Source organism: Streptomyces sp. NBC_01006 (assembly GCF_045162725.1).
In the GTDB taxonomy this organism is placed as follows: Bacteria; Actinomycetota; Actinomycetes; order Streptomycetales; family Streptomycetaceae; genus Streptomyces.
Genome location: NZ_CP108700.1, coordinates 3,560,867 through 3,579,895 on the forward strand (window position 1 = coordinate 3,560,867; position 19,029 = coordinate 3,579,895).

17 protein-coding genes are annotated in these 19,029 nt (G+C 75.0%); 2 read left to right on the forward strand and 15 right to left on the reverse strand.

The features are described from left to right. Positions 1-90: 90 nt before the first annotated feature. Together OG509_RS16050 and OG509_RS16055 are read right to left on the reverse strand one after the other, a co-directional pair. Entirely contained in the window at positions 91-582 is a 492-nt protein-coding gene (locus OG509_RS16050) for a DUF5949 family protein (protein WP_406183233.1), read from the reverse strand. Between the two features lie 56 nt (positions 583-638). Beyond that, positions 639-1,247 carry a hypothetical protein gene (locus tag OG509_RS16055; RefSeq protein ID WP_406183234.1) on the reverse strand — a complete coding sequence of 203 codons (609 nt, stop codon included), beginning with the start codon at positions 1,245-1,247 and terminating at the stop codon, positions 639-641. A 164-nt stretch (positions 1,248-1,411) separates the two neighbouring features. Between OG509_RS16055 and OG509_RS16060 the strand changes: the two genes are divergently transcribed. Next, complete coding sequence (locus OG509_RS16060) at positions 1,412-1,852, forward strand: DUF6299 family protein (RefSeq protein WP_406183235.1); 441 nt, start codon at positions 1,412-1,414, stop codon at positions 1,850-1,852. Positions 1,853-1,913: 61 nt separating this feature from the next. Here the strand turns inward: OG509_RS16060 and OG509_RS16065 are convergent, their stop codons facing one another. The 5 genes from OG509_RS16065 to OG509_RS16085 form a co-directional block, all read right to left on the reverse strand. Next, positions 1,914-2,135: a hypothetical protein gene (locus OG509_RS16065; protein WP_406183236.1), complete on the reverse strand. Its 222-nt coding sequence runs from the start codon at positions 2,133-2,135 to the stop codon at positions 1,914-1,916. A gap of 54 nt (positions 2,136-2,189) precedes the next feature. Then, on the reverse strand, positions 2,190-4,277 hold the full coding sequence (locus tag OG509_RS16070) for a SpoIIE family protein phosphatase (protein WP_406183237.1): 2,088 nt from the start codon (positions 4,275-4,277) through the stop codon (positions 2,190-2,192). 12 nt (positions 4,278-4,289) lie between these two features. Then, positions 4,290-4,592: a hypothetical protein gene (locus OG509_RS16075; RefSeq protein ID WP_406183238.1), complete on the reverse strand. Its 303-nt coding sequence runs from the start codon at positions 4,590-4,592 to the stop codon at positions 4,290-4,292. A gap of 18 nt (positions 4,593-4,610) precedes the next feature. After that, complete coding sequence (locus OG509_RS16080; protein WP_406183239.1) at positions 4,611-5,885, reverse strand: NAD(P)-binding domain-containing protein; 1,275 nt, start codon at positions 5,883-5,885, stop codon at positions 4,611-4,613. Positions 5,886-5,976: 91 nt separating this feature from the next. Then, positions 5,977-7,440, reverse strand: coding sequence for an ATP-grasp domain-containing protein (locus tag OG509_RS16085; RefSeq protein ID WP_406183240.1), 1,464 nt, complete (start codon positions 7,438-7,440; stop codon positions 5,977-5,979). Between the two features lie 150 nt (positions 7,441-7,590). On the opposite strand from OG509_RS16085, the gene OG509_RS16090 reads away from it, so the two are divergent. After that, positions 7,591-9,243, forward strand: a complete 1,653-nt coding sequence (locus OG509_RS16090; RefSeq protein WP_406183241.1) for a glycosyl hydrolase — start codon at positions 7,591-7,593, stop codon at positions 9,241-9,243. 5 nt (positions 9,244-9,248) lie between these two features. Here OG509_RS16090 and OG509_RS16095 read toward each other — a convergent pair whose 3' ends face one another. Genes OG509_RS16095 through OG509_RS16130 form a run of 8 tightly spaced genes read right to left on the reverse strand, consistent with a single transcriptional unit; the run spans position 9,249 to position 19,013 of the window. Continuing rightward, entirely contained in the window at positions 9,249-10,391 is a 1,143-nt protein-coding gene (locus OG509_RS16095; protein ID WP_406183242.1) for a GNAT family N-acetyltransferase, read from the reverse strand. Further along, entirely contained in the window at positions 10,388-11,143 is a 756-nt protein-coding gene (locus OG509_RS16100; RefSeq protein ID WP_406183243.1) for a lipopolysaccharide biosynthesis protein, read from the reverse strand. Before OG509_RS16100 ends, OG509_RS16095 begins: the two co-directional genes overlap by 4 nt. After that, entirely contained in the window at positions 11,136-12,365 is a 1,230-nt protein-coding gene (locus OG509_RS16105) for a glycosyltransferase (RefSeq protein ID WP_406187596.1), read from the reverse strand. The genes OG509_RS16100 and OG509_RS16105 overlap by 8 nt, the downstream gene beginning before the upstream one ends. Before the next feature lie 5 nt (positions 12,366-12,370). Next, entirely contained in the window at positions 12,371-13,147 is a 777-nt protein-coding gene (locus OG509_RS16110) for a polysaccharide deacetylase family protein (protein ID WP_406183244.1), read from the reverse strand. Then, positions 13,137-14,885 (reverse strand): murein biosynthesis integral membrane protein MurJ, encoded by a 1,749-nt coding sequence (murJ, locus tag OG509_RS16115; RefSeq protein ID WP_406183245.1) that lies wholly within the window; start codon positions 14,883-14,885, stop codon positions 13,137-13,139. Before murJ ends, OG509_RS16110 begins: the two co-directional genes overlap by 11 nt. Next, positions 14,882-16,294 carry an O-antigen ligase family protein gene (locus OG509_RS16120; RefSeq protein WP_406183246.1) on the reverse strand — a complete coding sequence of 471 codons (1,413 nt, stop codon included), beginning with the start codon at positions 16,292-16,294 and terminating at the stop codon, positions 14,882-14,884. Before OG509_RS16120 ends, murJ begins: the two co-directional genes overlap by 4 nt. After that, positions 16,294-17,799, reverse strand: coding sequence for an exopolysaccharide biosynthesis polyprenyl glycosylphosphotransferase (locus OG509_RS16125; protein WP_406183247.1), 1,506 nt, complete (start codon positions 17,797-17,799; stop codon positions 16,294-16,296). The genes OG509_RS16120 and OG509_RS16125 overlap by 1 nt, the downstream gene beginning before the upstream one ends. Further along, on the reverse strand, positions 17,796-19,013 hold the full coding sequence (locus OG509_RS16130; protein ID WP_406183248.1) for a glycosyltransferase family 4 protein: 1,218 nt from the start codon (positions 19,011-19,013) through the stop codon (positions 17,796-17,798). The genes OG509_RS16125 and OG509_RS16130 overlap by 4 nt, the downstream gene beginning before the upstream one ends. Between the last annotated feature and the right edge of the window lie 16 nt (positions 19,014-19,029).

Below are 19,029 nucleotides of genomic sequence, written 5' to 3' on the forward strand. Positions count from 1 at the left end.
CGGGCTGGGAGCCCGGCGGCCGGAGCAGGGAGTGGGATCCCCGGGGATCCCGGGAAGCGGACCCCCGGGAGCGGATCCCGGGAAGCGCCCCTACTGGAGGCGCCGCACCGCGAGCACGCAGTGGGCGCTGCCCGTGAGCACGGACTCGTCGCCCGCGAACTCCTGGAGGGTCTTCGGGTCGACCGGCTGGCCCGGGACGGCCTCGGGCCAGGCGCGCGTGGCGAACAGGAAGTACGCCTGGCCGCTCTCGTTGGCCGCAGCGACCCACTCGTCCGGGGCGGTGCAGGTCGCGTTCAGCCCCGGCAGGGTCAGCGCGACCTGGTTGTCCGCGAGCACGATCTGCACGGGGAAGCCGGCCGGGTTGCGGGTGCCGTCCATGACCACGTCACCGATGGGCAGGCCGATCTCCTCCAGCAGCCCGCGGGCGGCCGCCTCGCCGGCCTCGCGCCCCTGCGGCCCGTCACCGAGGGTGTAGGCGAGCAGGTACGGGATGTCGTGGCCCTCGGAGGGGTCACCGATCCAGGCGAGCACGGAAAGGGTGCCGAGATGGGACCGGTCGGTTTCGGCTTGAGTTGAAGTCATGCGCCGCACCCTAGTGCTCTCTCCGCCGCGCCTTTTCGGCCTTTCACCCGGGCGGGCTAGACGACCCAGAATCCTTCTCCGGAATTCGCCTGCACGTTCGCGTCCTGGTACCGGAGCCGCACGATGCGCGCCTTTTCCGGGATTTCGAACACCACCCATCCCTCGGCCCGCTGGCCGACGGCGAGGGAATCGAAGACGAGCGGTTTTCCGGTGGTCAGTTCACCGGTCGGCACCACCCCGTGGCGACCGCCCGCGCTGTCGTAGGCCCACATCTGCCCGAGGTCCCCGTACGAGTCCCCGCCGACGTTGACGAACGACATCGAGGCGGCCACCCAGCGCTTGCCCGCGGGCGGGGCGTAGTCCTTCTCCACGCTGACCGCCGGGTCGACGTACGCGTTGAGCACGGCCTGCAGGTGTCGGCCCACCTGGCGGCCTCGCACCCGTACGGAGTCGCCCACATGGGCATCCTTCGAGGCGGCCGGGGCCGCCCCCGGGGCCCCGGCCGCCGGATCCTCCGCGGCCCCGGGCGCCCCGTCGTCGACCGGGACGGCGGGCGCAGCGGCGGGGGCGAGCGCGGCCCCCTCGGGGGCGCCGGAGCAGGCCGTGGCACCGAACAGCAGCAAGGGCAGGAGAGCGGCGGCGAGGACGGAAGCGGACTGACGCATGCGTGATCCCTTCGGGGACCTTCGGTGAGGTATTCCGGCCAGTCTCACGCGCCCGAGCGGGCAATTGCACACACCGACACGAGTGTGCGGAAGGAGTTGCCCGCCATCTGCCAGCACAATGCGTTTCGGCGCTTTTGTGTCGACCCAGCCCCCATGGAGGATTCATGCGAGTTTCCGCCCGCCGCCTGGCCGTGACGGTGCTTTCCGCACTGACCGCCGCCACCGCATTCACCGCACCGGCCAACGCCCACTCCCACGAAAATCAGATTTCCGTACGGGAAATCGGTCACATTTCCGAAAGCGGCCACGTCACCCTTTTCGGGACCTACAGGTGCGAGCCCTCGTCACCCCGTGGAGTGCAGATCCAGGTCACGCTCACCCAGGACTCGACCCGCCTGGGCTTCGGCGGCGAGGAGGCCGTCTGCGACGGAGTGGAGCACGACTGGTCCGCGTCCGCCTCGCTGGAGCTGGTGAACGTGCACCCGGGCGCGGCCGGCGCGCAGGCCAGGCTCCAGGCGGCGAGCCTGCACTCCGGGTTCAAGCTGAGCGTGGCCTACCTGGCGGAGACCGGGCGGGACATCTGGCTGGAGGAGAAGCACGGCTGAGCCACCGCGGAGCCGCAGCCGAGCCGAGCCGACCCGGCCCACCCGCGGCCGGTAGCCGCCGCTACCGGCAGGCGGGGGCCACGCCGGTCATCGACATGAACGCGACGGTCCGGCAACCGGGATCCGCGTGCGGGCGTCCGGCCGTACGGTGCACGGCCGTCGGTACGCCGACGGCCAGCAGGAGCAGCGTGAGGAGAGCGGTCGTGGCCCCCCTGCCCGGCCGCTTGTTCAGCCGGTGCACGGCGGGATCCCGGTCCGTGTGGTCGTCGGTCGTCCGTTCCATGGACCGCATCATCACTCCGGACCCGACATCCCACAACTCGGGGTGATCGCGCGATCACCCCATGCTGCGCACGCTGCCCGCGACGTCGAATTCGCACCACACCGCCTTGCCGTCGCCCCGGGACTCCACGCCCCAGTGCGTGGCCAGCGCGTCCACCAGCAGCAGCCCGCGCCCGGTGGTCGCGGCCTCCCCCGGGGTGCGCCGGCGCGGCCAGACGCTGGAGCGGTCCTTGACCCACAGCCGGATCCGCCGGACCGGCTCCGGCAGCACCTCCATGGTCAGCACCGCCCCGCCGTCCGTGTGCAGCAGGGCGTTGACCAGCAGTTCCCCGGCGGCCAGTTCCACGTCGTCGGCGAGCTCCGGCATGCCCCAGTCGCGCAGGGCCTGGCGCAGGGCGTAGCGGGCCTCCGAGAGGCCCTCCGGGTCCGCCTGGTGGATGTACTGGTGGATCCGCGGGGCCCGGTGGGTGCCCGGGTCGGGGGCCCGGCGCAGCACCAGCAGGGCCACGTCGTCCCCGGAGCCCCAGCGCTCCCAGAGCCGGTCCGACAGGTGGTCGGCGAGCGCCCCCGCCTCCTGCGGGCCGCTGCGCACGGCGTGGGCGAGGGCCTCCATGCCCTGGGTGATGGCGGTGCCGGGCTCCTCGACCAGGCCGTCGGTGCACAGCACCAGCGTCTCCCCGGGGACCAGGTCGAGCCGGGTCTCGGGGAAGTCCTCCTGTTCGAAGACCGAGGCCAGCCCGAGCGGCAGACCGCCCCGTACGTTGGGCCAGCCCGTACGCCCGTCCGTGTGCCGGATCAGCGGCCCGAGATGGCCCGCGCGGACCGCCCGTACGCCGCCGGTCTCCAGGTCCACCTGTGCGTACATGCAGGTCGCGAAGCGCTCGGTGTCCAGTTCGGCCAGGAAGCGGGAGGCCCGGGCCAGGACGGTGGACGGCGGATGGCCCTCCCCCGCGTACGCCCGCAGCGCGATCCGCAGCTGGCCCATGATCGCCGCCGCGTGCGTGTCGTGGCCCTGTACGTCGCCCACGACGATGCCGACCCGGTCGCGGGGCAGCGCGATCACGTCGTACCAGTCCCCGCCGACCTCCCGCCCGCTCCACGCGGAGTGGTAGCGCACCGCGATCTCCCCGCCGCTGATCTCGGGGATCCGGCGCGGCAGCATCGAGGCCTGCAGGCCCGTGGCGAACTCCCGCTCCTGGTCGAACAGGAGGGCCCGCTGGAGGGACTGCGCCACGATGCCGGCCAGGCCGAGGCACAGGTTGCGCTCCTCCGGGCTGAACTCGCTGCGCCGCCGGTAGAACAGCACCAGCCCGCCGATCGCCTTGGCCTGCGCGATCAGCGGCAGATAGGCGGCGGCGTCGAAGCGGATCCGGCGCAGGTAGTCCGCGAGCAGCGGGAACTCGCCCGCCAGTTCGGTGAGGGAGGTGACGAACCGCGCCTTGCGGGTGAGCACCGCCTGCGACAGCGGCAGCGAGCCGTCCAGCCGGGTGAACTGCCGCTCGCTGAGGATCTCCAGCGACTCCCCGCTCAGCGCGATGATCTTGATTGCGCCGTTCTCGACCAGCCCCAGGGCCAGCCCGTCCGCGCCGAGCCGCTCCAGCGCCCCCGCCCCGGTCAGCGTGGCCGTGACGTCGTCGACCGTCACCGCCCGCGACAGGGCCTCCGTCGTCCGCTGCACGATCGTGGCCTGCTGGGCCCGCGCCGACTCCAGCTTCCGCAACACGGTGGCGTGGGCGAGCTCGGCGGTCGCGTCCCGGACGATCCCGACGATCCGCCGGGGCCGCCCGTCGGCGTCGCGCAGGATCCGGCCCTGCGTGTGCGTCCACTGGTCGACGCCGTCGCGCCGCTGCACGGTGAAGTACGAGCCGTACGTCTCCATGCCGCCGTCCAGGGCCGCCTGCGTGGACTCCGCCAGCCGGGCGCCGTCGTCGGCCGGGATGCGCAGCCCCAGCCCCTCCGGGGTGTCGTCGAACTCCCCCCGCTCCAGGTCGAAGACCACGAGCCCGGACTCGTCGAGCGTCAGCGTCCCGGCGGCCAGGTCCCACTCGAAGCTGCCCATGCCGTTCAGCGCGAGCCGCTCGCCGGGCCCCGTCACCGGGTCCCGGCTGCCCTGCCCGGATCTGTCGCGCTCCGCCGCTGCCACGAGACACACCACCTAACGGCCGGGCCAGCACGGCTGGGAGATCAGCCGCTCCCACTCCTCGTCAGGATGCCCCGGAAGGGTGCGCCCGGCCTCCTGCCAGCGCTTGACGAGGGAGAGGTAGATCGTCGGCTGGTCCGGTGCCGCGTGCCCGGGAGGGGTGTGGGCGGGAGGGGCGTACGGCGAGGCGGCGGCGGCCCTGGCCGAGGGCCTCGGCGCGGGCCTCGCACCGGGCCTGGCCGCGCCGGGCTGCTCCGCCCGGCTCGCGGGAATGCGCACCCAGCCACGGCCGCCCTGTGCTCGCTGCTCCGCACTCATCGCGGTCCCCTCTCGACCTCACCGCAGAGACGTCTTCGGATGCCCGGCACCGGCCCGGTCGGGCCGTACGGTCCCGGTGGAGCCCGCCGGCCCGCCCGGGGAGCCGAGGCGCTTTCGGACTCCTGCGACCAGTCTCCCCGCCGTGAACCCCGCACCGTGCACGAATCGCATGGAAGGGCCGAATGAGGGAGCCGTCAGCAGCCCCGCGAAGAACAGCCCCGGCCACGAGGACTCGAAACCGGCGCTCAGCTCCGGCGTGCCGCCGTCCCCGACAGTGTCCAAGGCGGCCCGCAGCCGGGCGTCCAGCAGCTCCAGGCGCCCCAGGTCCGGGGTGAACCCGGTGGCCGCGACGACGTGCGCGACGTCCAGTACGACGGACTCCCCGGCCGCGGTGGTCAGCCCGAGCCGGGTCCGCTCGCCCACCGCCACCGCCCGGTGCAGCCGGTGCCCCAGCAGCACCGGGACGCTCCGCTCGAAGCGGTCCCGCAGCCACCAGGCCCCGGCGGGCCCGAGCGCGGTCGCCGCGATCCGCTCCCGGGTCGGCGCGGGCAGCCGGCGCACCGCCCAGGGCAGCTCCGACCACACCCAGCTGCGCCAGCCGGTGCCGAGGCCGCTGTGCGGATCGCGCAGGGCGCGCAGCACCGGGCGCTGAAGCGGCTGGGGCGCGGTGTTCCAGTTCAGCCGGGACCGGCGGGCGACCAGGCAGGGCCGGGCCCCGTTCTCCGCCAGCAGGGCGGCGGTCTCCAGGGCCGCCTGCCCGGCCCCGATCACGGCGACCTCCCGGCCGGCGAACCGGGCCAGGTCGCGGTGACCGCTGCTGTGCGAGCAGTGCCCGGGGGGCAGCTCCCGCAGCGGCCCGGGGAGGTGGACGAACGGCATCACCCCGACGGCGAGCGCGACCGTCCGGGCGAGCAGCGGCGGCCCCTCGGCGGTGCGGACCAGGAAGCCGTCGCCCTGCGGGGAGACCTCGGTGACCGTCACCTCCTCCACCTCGGGCACGGCGCGGCGGGCGAACCACATGCCGTACGAGCTGAACACGTCGATCGGCAGCGGGCTGCCGTGCTCGGCCGCCATACCGCGGCCGGCGCAGTACGCGGCGAGGGTGTGCCGGCCGCCGGGCGCGGACAGGTTGGAGGACCAGGGCTCCGATTTCAGGTACATGCCCTCGGGCATGTGGTCCCGCCACGAGGCCATGGGCCGTCCGAGCACCCGTACGCCGAGCCCGGCCGCCGCCGCGTGCGCGGCGATCGACAGCCCGTACGGTCCGGCGCCGACCACGACGAGATCGTCCATCCGCGTCACCGCTGTCCCTCCAGTCTCATGGGCCCCGAGCCCCTGCCCGAGCCTCCAGCGGTGGGCGGGGGCGGAGGCGGGTGGCGGGGCGTCATCGGGTCACCAGCTCGTCCGGTTCGGCGGAGGCGGCCGGGGTCCCCGGGGCGGCCGGGGCGGCCGGCGGGGTCAGATCGCGGGCGCGCTGGCGCGGGGCGCGCACCACGGCGCGTGCCGTGCGCCGGCCGTGCGCCGGGACGCCGCGCAGGGCGCGCGCGCCCTTCCCCGCGCCCCGGCCGAGGAACGCCGCGAGCATCGCGAAGAACGGCATCGGGTCGTCGGCGGCGAACCAGGCCGCCTCCACCCGCCCCCGCTCCGCCCGCGGAGCCACCCGTGCGGGCCCGGGCCGCTCGCCCGCGGTGCGGCCCTGCCCGGCCCCGGCCCCTGCGTCCTCGGCCCGCGCCGGAGCCGGGACGGCGTCCCGGCCGCCCGCCGAGGAGCGCCACGGGAGTTGGCGGCCGCGGACCGCCGCCAGCAGGGCGTAGTTCTCCGCGACGAACACCCGGCCCGGACCGCCCGCGGACTCCGGGACCCGTTGCCCCGTCAGGTCCAGGTACATCGCCTGGACCACGTCCAGCCCGCCCGCATCCGTGAACAGCCGGAACTGCGCGCCCGGCCGGGGGTTGAAGTCCACCAGCCGGAAGCAGCCCTTCTCGTCCCGGCGGAAGTCCAGGTCCAGGATCCCCTGGTAGCCCAGCCGCCGGGCGAGCCGCAGCGCCGCCTCCTCCACCGCCGGATCCGGCAGCCAGCGCCCCACCGCCGTCAGCCCCGTCCGCACCGGCCAGGACAGCTCCTTGCGGCCCGACCCCGCGAGCAGCGGGTGCCCGCCCCGGCCGAACGCGCCGTGGAAGAACCAGTCGGTGTCCGTCCCGGCCGGCAGGAACCGCTGGAGCAGCAGCCGGCTCCCGGCCTCCTCCGTGCGCTCGTACAGCCGGCGCGCCTCGGCGGCGGTGTGCACGAGCGTGGTGCTGCGCAGTCCGGCGCCCGCGGGCAGCAGCCAGGGCCGGCTCCACTTGGCCACCACCGGCAGGCCGAGCCGCCACGCGGCCTCCGCCGCCTCGGCCCCGCTCGCCGGGATCACCGTCTCGGGGTGCGGAACGTCCCAGCGCGCGCACAGCCGCGACAGCTCCGCCTTGTCCGCCACCCGGGCGGGCAGCCCGTCGGGCTGATGGGGGATCCGGAACCGCCCGTCGAGCATCGGCGCGATCCGCGCGACGGCGATGGCGCTCAGGTCGTCCATCGCCACGAGCACCGCCGGCCTGCCGATCCGCTCCGACACGCCGACGAGGCACTCCAGCAGCGTCTCCGGGGCCTCGGGGTCCAACCCCCCGGTCGGCCCGGGATGTACGGCGCGCAGGTAGCGCGAACGCCCCATGGGACCTCCCCCGGCCTCGACGACGGCATGGACCTCCACGCCCCTGCGCCCGAGCGATCTGACGGCGCCGAGGGTTCCGTGGTGGAACGGATTCCGATCGAGTCTGAGCACTACTGCGGGCACATGGCCGTCGAACGCGTGCATGGGAACGGTGTCTTTCACCTAGTCGGACCAAGCGGGGAGGATACGCAGCTGCGAATGGCCTAGGCGGCGGTCACCGGACAGGCCATTCGTCAGATGTGATGCCTAACGTCTTTGACAAGCACACCGATTCAGGAAAGTTCGGGAGACGCCATGCCCAGACCACACCGCCGACTGGCGAGCACCTGCATCGGTACGGTGACGGCCGGACTGCTCGCCACCGGGGCCGCGCTCGCGGCCCCCGAGAAGGAGCAGCCCAAGGGTTCCGACATCGCCATGGGCGCGTTTCTCGACTCCGGCCAGACCGGAGTCGCCCGGATCCCGCAGCTGTCGCGCTGGCTGGGCGGCAAGGAGATCCGGGTCGGGCACACCTATCTGCCCGGAGACCGGTGGGCCCGCATCGAGAACCCCGACTTCCTGGAGGCCTGGGCCCAGTGGCGCCGGGCCAAGCCGGAGCGGCTCTTCGTCCTCAACGTGCCCATGCAGCAGCACAACGAGGACCGCGTCCCCGACCGCGAGGTGGCCCGGCTGATCCGGGCGGGCGCGGAGGGCGAATTCGACCACCACTTCGAGAGGCTCGCCCACCGGCTGGTGGAGCTGGGCGTCCCGGACACGGTGATCGTGCTCGGCTGGGAGATGAACGGCGCCACGTACACGCACCGCTGCGCGCCGGACCCGGAGGGCTGGAAGGAGTACTGGAACCGCATCGTCAACACGATGCGGTCCGTCCCCGGACAGGAGTTCAAGTTCGATTTCGCCCCCAACCGCGGGTCGGACGCGATCGGCTGGACCAAGTGCTACCCCGGCGACGACGTGGTCGACATCGTCGGCATGGATTCGTACGACCAGGCTCCCGGCAAGACCTTCGACGAGATGGTCAGCCAGCCGTACGGGCTCCAGCAGCACGTCGACTTCGCGAAAGCGCACGGCAAAGAGATCTCGTACCCGGAGTGGGGGCTGTTCCGGCACGGGGACAACCCGGTGTACGTACAGCGCATGCTGAAGTGGATCGAGCAGCACAAGCCGCTCTACCACACCATCACCGACTACTGCCCGCACGGCGTGTGGCAGTGCAAGCAGAACCCCCGGTCCGCGAGGGCCTTCCGGGCGGCGCTCGCACCCGAGCGGCCGGGTCCGGTGATCCCGACCCCGGTGGTTCCGACGCCGGTCATCCCGACGCCGGTGGTTCCGACGCCCGTGATCCCGACCCCGGTCGTGCCGACCCCCTCGATCCCGACGCCCGAGATCCCGACCCCCCAAGTCCCCGTGCCCTCGCCGGTGGTCCCGAGCCCGCAGATCCCGGTGCCGGTCCCGTCGCCCGAGACTCCGAGCACGAGCCCCGGCCCGAGCCCCGTGCCCGAGCCCGCCCCGGTGCCCGTCCCCGAGCCGGTGCCCGTGCCCTCGCCGGCCGTACCGTCGCCCGAGGTCCCGGTCCCCGTCCCCGTTCCGGTGTCCCCGGAGCCGGTCGAGCCGAGCCCGCAGGTCCCGGCTCCCGAGAGCCCCTCCCCCGAGCCGGTTCCCGATCCCGTGCCCTCGCCGACGGTCCCGTCGCCGCAGACCCCGCAGGACCCGAGCCCGAGCCCGGACCCCGTCCCGGTCCCCGTCCCCGTCCCGGAGCCTTCGCCGGTGCTGCCGCCGGTCCCGGTCCCGGTCGTGCCGAAGCCCGAGCCGACCGATCCGCCCGCCAACACCACGGAGTGGTGCGTGCCGATCAACTTCGGCGAGTGGCTCTCCAAGCTGGTCGGCAAGCAGTCGGTCTGCATCACGATCGGCTGGGGCAAGGACTCCGGCTTCTGGCCCTGGTAGAACCGTCATCGGACCCGCAGTTCGTTGAGCCGCGCCCGCCAGTCCCTGGCGGCCGGCAGCGCCTCGCGCAGCGCGTCCACCGCCCGCTCGCGCCCCGTCACCTGCGATTCGTGCAGGCGGAGCAGGGGCCCGAGCGCCGTCCTGGCCAGCAGGAACCGCTGGTTGACGACGGTCTCGGGCCGCCAGTGGTTCTTGTACGGCTCGTTGCCGCGCAGGAAGCTCACCACCGGTCGGCCCTCCGCCAGGGCGCGGCCCGCCTCGTAGCGCAGCAGCAGCGTGGCCACGTCCACCTTCCGGGTCCGCAGGTCCGGATCGGCCCCGTACAGGTAGCCGCCGCTCAACGCCCCCGACAGCAGGGTGACGTTGGCGGCCACCACCTTCCCGTCCAGCCAGAACTCGGTCAGCCGGCCCTCGCCGACCCGCACCATCCGCCGGGTGGCCCGGGTCAGGTGCTCGGCGAAACGGGGCCTCAGGTGCTCCGGGGTCACCCCGCGCCCGCGCCACTGCTTCTCGTGGAGCCGCAGCAGCGTCCGTACGGCGCACGGCACTTCCTGCTCGGTGACCTCGCGCTCCTCGATCCCGGCCGCGTCGGTCTTGCGCAGCTTGGCCCGGACCCGCTGGGCCCCGGAGGCCGGCATCCGCTTCACGAGCTCGTCGAAGGGCAGCGCGGGCAGCTCCATGCAGGTGGAGTCGGTGAGCTTGCTCCGGATCCCCGGCCACTGGCCGTACAGCGCCTCGGCGGCGGCCCCGGGCCGTACCTCGCGCAGGTCGACGACCGCGCCGCGGGCGGCCCGGTGCAGGCCGTGGGCCAGCGCCGGGACGACCTGGTCGGCGTACTCGGCCGCCACCAGGACGTCGAAGTAGTCGGTGATGCCGCCGCCGAGCGGCACCAGGAGCGGCAGCGGCCGGTGGACGAGCATCAGCGCGCACGCGCCGACGAGTTCCTCGCCGCGCCGTACGAGCACGATCCGCAGCCGCCCGTCCCGGCCGTACGAGAGCCACCAGGAGTGCAGCCAGGCATGGCTCTGGAAGGGGGTGGCGGTGGGACAGGCCCGGAAGAGCCGGTTCCACGGCTCTTCCAGCGCGGCGAACTGCCGGGGGTCGCGGCACAGCGTCACCGACAGGGCCCCGGTGGAGCCCGTGGTCATCGCACGGACTCCTTCTCCTTGGTCTCGGTGTGGTCGCCCTGCGCGGGCAGGGAGGCGTACTCCTCGACGACGCGCCCGGAAACGGGCTGCTCCTCGGGCCGCCGGGTGCGGCCGGCGGGCCGGGTGAGCAGCCACAGCCCGCCGAGCAGTCCGCCGGCGCACAGCCCGACGGCCCCGCTGATGGCGGCGGACGGCGAGGCGGGCTCGCTCGGCGCGACGGCCTGGTTGAACAGCAGCAGCTGGACGCCGGTGTTCTTGGCGGCCTGATTGCTGCTCAGCGAGAGCGCGTCGGCGACGGCGTTGGCGATGTCGGCGGCCTCGGTCGCGCTCTTCGACATCCCCGTGATGGCGATCATCGGCGATTCGGGGGAGGTCTCGGCGCGAACCTGCGCACGGAGCCGGCCGGCGCTGATGCCCGCGCGCGGCTGGGCGTACGCGAGGGTGGAACTGCTGGTGGCGATGCGGGCGTACGCCTGGGCGAAGCCGAGGGCGGTGGCCGGCTCGGTGGTCTCGTTCGGGACGGCGACGACGTAACTGGTGGCGGCGTACTCGGGGGCCTTCAGCACCCCGTACGCCCCGCCCGCGGCCAGCCCCAGCACGGCGGCGGCGGGCAACGGCCACCACGCGGGCGGCGGCAGCAGCCGCACCTTGCGACGGCGGCGGTCGGACTTCCTCTGATCGGCCTTCCTCTGATCGGCCTTCTTCTGGTCGGCCTTCTTCTCGGCCTTCGTCTGATCGGCGGTGTCAGCCATGTACGTGCCTTCCTGGAGGGATGGGAGTGGTTTCGGGCCCCGGCTCGGGGGACCCCGTCGGTGGTGCGTCGATCAAGGCGCCCCCGGGCGCAGGGGCGGGCCGGGACCCCGACAGGGCCAGGGCGTAGACCGCGAGGAGGCGCTCCGCGCTGCGGGCGATGTCGTAGCGGCGGGCCACCGGGGGCTGGGGCAGGCGCCGCGCGCCCGCCTCCATGTGCCCGCGCAGGGCGGCGACCAGCTCCTCCGTCCCGGTCCCGATCCGCCGCGCCCCCGGCGCCTCCGCGGCCGGGAGGTCGTCGATCGCCGGGCAGGTGACGTGCAGCACCGGCAGCCCCGCGGCCAGCGCCTCCACCACCGCGAGCCCGAACGCCTCCTCCCGCGACGGCGACACGAACACGTCCATGGCGGCCAGCAACGCCGGGATCCCGGGCGTCCGCCCGTCCGCGCTGTCGCCCAGCGGGTCCCGCTCCCCCAGCAGGTGGATCCGGCTCTGCGCGCCCAGCTCCGCGGCCAGCCGCCGCAGCGCCGCCCGCTCCGGTCCTTCCCCGGCCAGCAGCAGGTGCGCCCCGGGCAGCGCCGCCACCGCCCGCACGAGCGAGTCGAACCGCTTGCCCGGCACCAGCCGGCCGACCCCGCCGACCACGAAGGCCCGCTCCGGCAGCCCGGTCCGGGCCCGGGTGGCCCGGCGCACCCCCTCGTCGAAGCGGAAGCGGACGGCCTCGATCCCGTTCGGTACGACGTGCACGCGCGCGGCCGGCACCCCCCACCCCTCCAGCCGCGCCGCCACGGTGTCCGACACGGCCACGGTCGCCGCTCCCAGCCGCTCACTGGCCAGGTACAGCGCCCGAACCCCGCCCGTCAGCGGCCGGCCCTCGATCTCGCCCTCGCCGAGCGAGTGCTCGGTGGCCACGGTCGTCCCGACCCCCGCGAGCCGGGCCGCGAGGCGCCCGTACACGCAGGCCCGGTACAGGTGCGTGTGCACGAGGTCGTACTGCTCGCGCCGGATGAACCGCACCAGCCTCGGCAGCGCCCCCAGATCGCGGTTGCCCCGCATCCCCAGGTGCACCACCCGGATCCCGTCGGCCCGCAATCCCTCGGCCACCGGCCCCGGGTTGGTCAGCGTCAGCACGTCGCAGCGCATGGGCATGTGCCGCAGCAGCAGCCGCAGCTGCTGCTCGGCGCCGCCGACCCCGAGCCCGGTGATGATGTGCAGCGCCCGCAGCGACTTCACGGGCGCACCGCCCGCCGCAGCTCCCGCACCCGGTGCCGCAGCTGCTTGATCCACAGCCGCCCGGGCCCGTCCGCCTGGCTGACGTGGGTGCGCGGCAGGGCGTGCGGCCCGGCCAGCCGGCCGGGGTCGATGGCGCACGCGTACCCGTACCCGGCGGCCCGCGTCGCCTCGACGACCCGCGCGTCGAGGTGCCCGTACGGGTAGCAGAACCCCTCCGGCAGGGTCCCGGTCAGCTCCCGGATCAGCTCCCGGCTGCCCCGCAGCTCCTGCTGGAGCATGTCGTCGGCGGCCGCGGTGAGGTCCTGGTGGAGCAGCCCGTGCGAGCCGATCTCCTGCCCGGCGGCGGCGACCTCGCGGATGCCCTCGGCGGTCAGCAGGGACTTGCGCGGGCCCAGCGGGTCCCACACGTTGTCCACCCCGAGCCGTCCGGGCAGCACGAACAGCGTGGAGGTGCAGTCGTGGCGGCGCAGCAGCGGCAGCGCCCGGGTCAGGTAGTCGGTGTAGCCGTCGTCGAAGGTCAGCCCGACGAGCCCGGCGCCGCGCCCGGCCGCGCAGGCCCGGAGCAGTTCGCCGACGGACACCCCGCGCAGGCCCCGCGAGCGCAGCCACAGCAGCTGCGCCTCCAGCGTGGCCGGGGTGACGGTGATGCCGTACGGGTCCTCGGCGGGGTCGGTGAACTCGGCGACCGAGTGGTACATCAGGACCCACGGCGAGGCGGTCCGGCGGGCGGGGACCGTCGCGGCGGCCTGCGCCGTGCGGGTGTCAGCGGGCATTGCGGAACCTCTGGGTCATCTGGGTCATCTGGGCGGGGAGGGCGGTGATTTCCAGCGCCCGTATGGCCATGCCGCAGGCGCCGAACATGGCGGGGACGAGCAGGCAGCCGAGCGCGGCGCTGAGCAGCGGGTCGGGGATCATCGGCCCGGCGATCCAGCCGGTGCCACAGGCGCCGACGGCGGCGACGGAGAGCCGGCCGATGCTGAGCGCGACCCGGCGGACCTGGATGGCGATGATCCGGGAGCCGAGCCCGGTGAGCAGCAGGGCGGCGGCGGTGGAGATGCCGGCGGCGTTGGCGGCGGCGATGCCGTACGTGCCCCACCAGCGGACGGCGAAGGCTCCGGCCACGATGTTGACGAGGAGTCCGGCGCCCATCGCGAGCGCCGGGAACCAGGTGGGCCGGGCGGTCGAGAAGAAGGGCCGGGACAGCGCCCCGACGAGGCAGTGGCCGAGGAGTCCGAGGGCGTAGACCCGCATGACGGAGGCGGTGGCCAGGGTGTCGCGGTGGGTGAACGCGCCGCGTTCGAAGAGCACCTGGATGATCTGGGGCGCGTACCCGATGACGAGGGCGCTGCCCATGAGGACGGCGAGGGAGGCCAGTGCGAGGTCCTGTTCGACGCGCCGCCGGGCCTTCTCGCGCTCTCCGCCGGCCATGGCCTGGGCGACGACGGGGAAGGTGACGGTGCAGATCATCAGCGACAGCACCATCGGCATCTGCGCGACCTTCTGCGCGTAGTTCAGGTGCGAGATGGCCCCGGGCGGCAGCGAGGCGGCCAGGAACCGCTCGACCAGCACCTGCGACTGCCGGAACACCGCGAAGAAGATCACCGGGGCGATCAGGCCGAACGCGATGAGGGTGGGCCGGTCCCGGTCGCGCTGGCTGCGCGGCGCGCCCTTGGCGCGGGGCGGCCCGAAGCCCACGTTCCGGATGAACGCGGGCAGTTGGACGAGCACCATCAGCAGCCCGCCCGCGGCGACCCCGGCCGCGGCGGCCCGCACCCCCCACACCGCGTGCAGGGTGATCATCGTCCCGATGATGCCGACGTTGTACGACACGTAGATCGCGGCCGGCGGCACGAACGAGCGGTGCGCCCGCAGCGCGGCGCTGAAGTACCCCGCGACCCCGAAGGACAGCACGGTCAGCGCGGTCATCCGGGTGCACTCCACGGCCAGCGCCGGGTCGGGCAGTCCTGGCGCGAGCACGGCTACGACGAGCGGCGCGGCGACGACGAGCAGGGACGCGACGGCGGCCAGGAGCACCGTCAGCCGCGGCAGGGTCGCACCCACGAGGAGCCGTACGGGGTCCTGCGCGCGGGCCTCCTTGCGGGTGAGCCCCGCGCGGGCGGCCGCCCGCCGGGCCAGGGCCTGGCTGAACGCGGGCACCATCAGCAGCGCCATGGCGTCCTCGATGAGCAGCGTCGAGGCCATCTCGGGCACGGTCCAGGCGATCAGGAAGGCGTCGCTGTCGTGCCCGGCCCCGAAGAGGTGCGCGATGGTCTGGTCCCGGAACAGCCCGAACACCGCCCCGGCGGCGGTCAGTCCGGCGGTGACGGCGGCGGCCTTGGCCAGGAACCGCCCCAGCGGAGCCGGCCCCGACCCGCCCTGCGAGGCTCCGCCGGCGAGGGCCCCGGGGAGGCCTGCCGCGCGCGAACGGGCCGGGCGCGGCGGACGGCCCGCAGCCGCGGCGACTTCGGTCGCCGCGGCCGCGGGCCGCCGCCAGGGCGTCGTGTCCGTCACCGGCCGGCCGCACCCGGTACGGCGCGCAGGCCGGCCGCGAGGCCGGTGCGCCCGCCCGCAGCCGGTCCGGAGCCGGCGGCGTCCGGACCCACGTCCCCCCGGGACGGAAGCGCCCACCAGCCCGCGAGGCCGATGATCACCCCGGTCAGGACGGTGGACGGCCCGCCGATGTCCGCGTACAGGAAGTCGGTCAGCTGCCAGACGAACAGCCCGATCGCGACCAGCCCGCAGTCCCGCAGCGCGGAACCGCCGGTGACGCACCGCCGCAGACCCGCGACGAGCAGCGCCGCCCAGCCGCCCGCCAGCGCGGTCAGCCCGATCAGCCCCTGCTCGCTCAGCACCAGCAGGTACATGTTGTGCGGGGAGAGCAGCGGCTGGCGGATGTACGCCTGCCCCGCGCCGGCGGTGTCGCTGCCGGAGGAGAGCCCCAGCGAGGAGTGCCCGTCCCGGTTGGCTGGGAAGCCCTTGAGGCCCACCCCGACCGCCGGCCGCTCGCGCCACATCGACTCGGCGGCGGCCCACATCGTGTAGCGGTCGGTCACCGACTGGTCGGGGGCGCTGGAGACCTGCGTGATCGAGGTCAGCCGCTCCGCGACCATCTCGGAGCCGACCCCGAGCCCGCCCACCAGGACCACCCCGGCCGCGGCCAGCGCGAGCAGCACCTTCAGCGCCCGCCGGATCCCGGCGAGCAGCATCACCAGCACCGCCGCGCCGACCGTGGCGATCCACGCGCCCCGGCTGAACGACAGCACCAGCGGCACCACCAGCACCAGGGCCGCGCCGCCCGCCATCCGCCGTACCCTGCCCGGCAGTCCCGGAGCCAGCGCCGCCGCGGTCGCCACGACCAGCCCGTACGCCACCACCGTGGCCATGCCCATCACGTCGCCCGGCCCGAAGGTGCCGACGGCCCGGATGTCCTCGCCCTGGTACGAGGCCCCCGTGTGGGTCGCGAACTGCACGACCCCCACCGCGCCCTGCACCAGCGCCAGCACCACGAAGCACCCGGCGGCCAGCCGGAACTCCCCGGCGTCGCGCACCAGCAGCACGATCGCCGCCGGGACCAGCACGAACACCTGGAGGTAGCGCACGAACCCGGGCAGCGCCGCGTACGGGTCCCCGGCGGTCGCGGTCGCCACCGCCAGCCCCACGGCGGGCACTCCGAGCACCAGCACGCCCAGCGGGGTCAGCTCCCGCACCCGGCCGCGCAGCGCCTGCACCGCGCAGACCAGGACCAGCAGCAGCGAGGCGGCGTCGGCCGGGCCGACCTTGCCGGAGGTGCTCGCGTCGCCCGCCGCGATGGGGGCGAGGAGCAGCAGGACCGTCGCGGCGAGCGGCAGCAGCGGCCAGTGCCGCCGCAGCAGCCCCGACGCGTCGGGCCGGGCGCCGAACGGCGATACCGCGAGGCTCATCAGCTGCCTCCCAGCCGGAAGCGGAAGAAGGAGGCCGCGGTGCGGGCGAGGATCCACAGGTCCTGCCACAGCGACCAGGTGTCGATGTAGTGGTTGTCGAAGCGGGCCCGGTCCTCGATGGAGGTGTCCCCGCGCAGGCCGTTGATCTGGGCGAGCCCGGTGATGCCGACGGGCATCCGGTGCCGGGCCTCGTAGCCGGGGTGCACGCTGCTGAACTTCGCCACGAAGAACGGCCGTTCCGGCCGCGGTCCGACCAGGCTCATGTCACCCCGTACGACGTTCCACAGCTGCGGCAGCTCGTCCAGCGAGGACTTGCGCAGGAAGGAGCCGATCGGGCTCATCCGGTTGTCGCCCGCGACCGTCCACCGGGTGGCGGACTCGTGCTCGTCGGCGCGCAGGGTGCGGAACTTCAGCAGCGTGAAGGAGCGCCCGTACAGGCCGACGCGCTCCTGCCGGAAGATCACACCGGGCCCGTCGGAGATCCGTACGGCCAGCGCGCACACGCCCATGACGGGCGCGGCGGCGATCAGAGCGAGCGCGGCCAGCAGCCCGTCGATGGCCCGCTTCACCCAGCGCTCCACCGGCCGCGACAGGCGCGGCAGCAGCGGCTGTACGGCATGCCCCCACAGCTGGTCGGCGGGCTGGGCCACCCGCATGCCGGTCACCTTGGCGGTGCCGGCCGGGTCGGCGAGCCAGAGCCGGCAGCCGTGGTCGTGGAAGAGGCGGACCAGGGCGGCGGTGCGCTCGTCGGCCTCCGGCGGGCGGGTGAACACCGCGTGCCGGACCGAGTTCTGGATGACGGCGCGCCGGATGTCCTCGTGCGTGGCGAGCACCGGTACGGCGCCGCCGCCCTCCTCGGGGTCGGCGGTGGCGGCGAGCCCGACGGGCCGCAGCCCGTACTCGGGGCGCCCGTGCAGGGCGGCGGCGACCGCGCTCGCCCCGGCGCCGGGGCCGACGACGAGGGCCGAGGCGGGCCGGCGGCGGGCCGCGCGGCGGCGCAGCCGGTTGGCGAACCCGCGCCCGGCGCAGGCCAGTACGGTCTGCAGACAGACGGCGGCCAGCAGGGCCGGCCAGCTCAGGGCCCGGCCCGGCGCCGCGGCGGCCACGACGGCGGCGAAGGCGCACCACAGGACGGCGGCCCGGCCGGCCAGCGCGGGCAGCTCCAGCAGCGCGGAGGGCGCGAGCCGCGGCCGGTACAGCCCGGCCTGCGCGTGCAGCGCGGCGGCCAGCACCGCCATCGGGGCGGCCGCCCCGGCCGGCACCGCCGTCCCGGGCGCGGACAGGGCCGTCGTGGTGAGTACGGCGGCCAGCGCGTCGGCGGCCAGCAGCGGGAGGATCCCGTCGCGGCGCCGGACCCGCTGTGGCCGCAGCAGGGGCCTGGCCTGGTCGGCCCGGGGCCGGCGTGGGGGGTGGATGGCGGTCACGGACCGTCGGACGGCTGCGGTGCCGGCGGGCCCCGTGCCGCCCTGCCCGGTGTGCCGGGCGGGTGCGCTGTCCATCGTCATCGGCTGATGCGCTCCTGGTTCAAGGGCCGGGGCCTGCCCAGCAGTTCGTGGTACAGGCCGGTGACCGCGTCCGTGGTCCGCCGCACGTCGAAGTCGGTCCGGGCGTGCTGCCCGGCCTGCTCCCCGAGTTCGGCGAGCAGCCGCGGATCGGCGAGCAGCCGCCCCAGGGCCTTGGCCAGGGCCGTCGGATCCTCCGGCGGCACCAGGCAGAGCCGTCCCTGGCCGGGCGGCAGGCTCTCCCGGGCACCGCTGACGTCGGAGACCAGGACCGGTCGACCGCAGGCCATGGCTTCGAGCGGGGCGAGCGCCATGCCCTCCCACCGCGACGGCAGTACAACGAGATCGGCGGCCCGAAGCCACGGTCGGATGTCGGGGGCGGTCCCCGCGAAGAGCACTCCGGGCGGGGCGCTGCGACGCAGCCGCTCGGTGTCGGGGCCGTCGCCGACGAGCGCGAGACGGGCCTCGGGGACGTTGCCGAGCACCTCCCGCCAGGCCCGGAGCAGGATGTCCTGGCCCTTCTGCTGGCAGAGCCGGCCCACGCAGACGGCGAGCGGCCCGTCGCCCACGAAGGCGGCGGGCAACGGGAGTTCGGTACGCGCCCGGGCCCGGTCGGCGTCGCGGTCGGGGTCGCCCGGGCGGAAGTGGTCCAGGTCCACACCGTTGCGGATCACCGACCAGTGGGCGGTGATCCCCTCGGCCTCCCCGGCCCGGCGTTCGGCCTCGCTGACGCAGAGCACCCGATCGGCCCAGCGGGCCCCGAACCGCTCCCAGCGCAGGGCGAGCGCGGCGGTGGCCCCGCCGACGGCGTCGAAGGACCAGGCGTGCGGCTGGAAGACGGTGGGCACGGCCCCGCGCACGGCGAGCCGCCCGGCGAGGCCCGCCTTGGCGCTGTGGGCGTGCAGGACGTCGGGCCCGAACAGGCCGACGACCCGCCGGGCGCCGAGGACTTCGGCGGGCAGGTCGGGACCGGGGGCCCGGCCGGCGCGCCAGGTGAGCACCTCGGCACCGGCCGCGCGGGCGGCGTCGGCGAGCTGTCCGCCGCGCGGGCAGCCGACGGCGGTCCGCAGGCCGGCGGCCGTCTGGGCGCGGACGAGGTCGACGACGACACGGGCGACACCGCCGTCGACGGGCTGGACGAGGTGCAGGACGGACAGGGGGCGGGGAATCGGAGCCTGCGCGGGGGAGGGCTGCGCAGGGGAAGGCTGTGTCGGCACGCGGAGTGGTCTCCTA

Excerpts from the sequence above, each read along its gene's own strand:
- OG509_RS16050 (WP_406183233.1), bottom strand. The coding sequence starts at position 582 with ATGACTTCAACTCAAGCCGAAACCGACCGGTCCCATCTCGGCACCCTT.
- OG509_RS16055 (WP_406183234.1), bottom strand. The coding sequence starts at position 1,247 with ATGCGTCAGTCCGCTTCCGTCCTCGCCGCCGCTCTCCTGCCCTTGCTG.
- OG509_RS16060 (WP_406183235.1), top strand. The coding sequence starts at position 1,412 with ATGCGAGTTTCCGCCCGCCGCCTGGCCGTGACGGTGCTTTCCGCACTG.
- OG509_RS16065 (WP_406183236.1), bottom strand. The coding sequence starts at position 2,135 with ATGGAACGGACGACCGACGACCACACGGACCGGGATCCCGCCGTGCAC.
- OG509_RS16075 (WP_406183238.1), bottom strand. The coding sequence starts at position 4,592 with ATGAGTGCGGAGCAGCGAGCACAGGGCGGCCGTGGCTGGGTGCGCATT.
- OG509_RS16080 (WP_406183239.1), bottom strand. The coding sequence starts at position 5,885 with ATGGACGATCTCGTCGTGGTCGGCGCCGGACCGTACGGGCTGTCGATC.
- OG509_RS16085 (WP_406183240.1), bottom strand. The coding sequence starts at position 7,440 with ATGCACGCGTTCGACGGCCATGTGCCCGCAGTAGTGCTCAGACTCGAT.
- OG509_RS16090 (WP_406183241.1), top strand. The coding sequence starts at position 7,591 with ATGCCCAGACCACACCGCCGACTGGCGAGCACCTGCATCGGTACGGTG.
- OG509_RS16095 (WP_406183242.1), bottom strand. The coding sequence starts at position 10,391 with ATGACCACGGGCTCCACCGGGGCCCTGTCGGTGACGCTGTGCCGCGAC.
- OG509_RS16100 (WP_406183243.1), bottom strand. The coding sequence starts at position 11,143 with ATGGCTGACACCGCCGATCAGACGAAGGCCGAGAAGAAGGCCGACCAG.
- OG509_RS16110 (WP_406183244.1), bottom strand. The coding sequence starts at position 13,147 with ATGCCCGCTGACACCCGCACGGCGCAGGCCGCCGCGACGGTCCCCGCC.
- OG509_RS16120 (WP_406183246.1), bottom strand. The coding sequence starts at position 16,294 with ATGAGCCTCGCGGTATCGCCGTTCGGCGCCCGGCCCGACGCGTCGGGG.
- OG509_RS16125 (WP_406183247.1), bottom strand. The coding sequence starts at position 17,799 with ATGACGATGGACAGCGCACCCGCCCGGCACACCGGGCAGGGCGGCACG.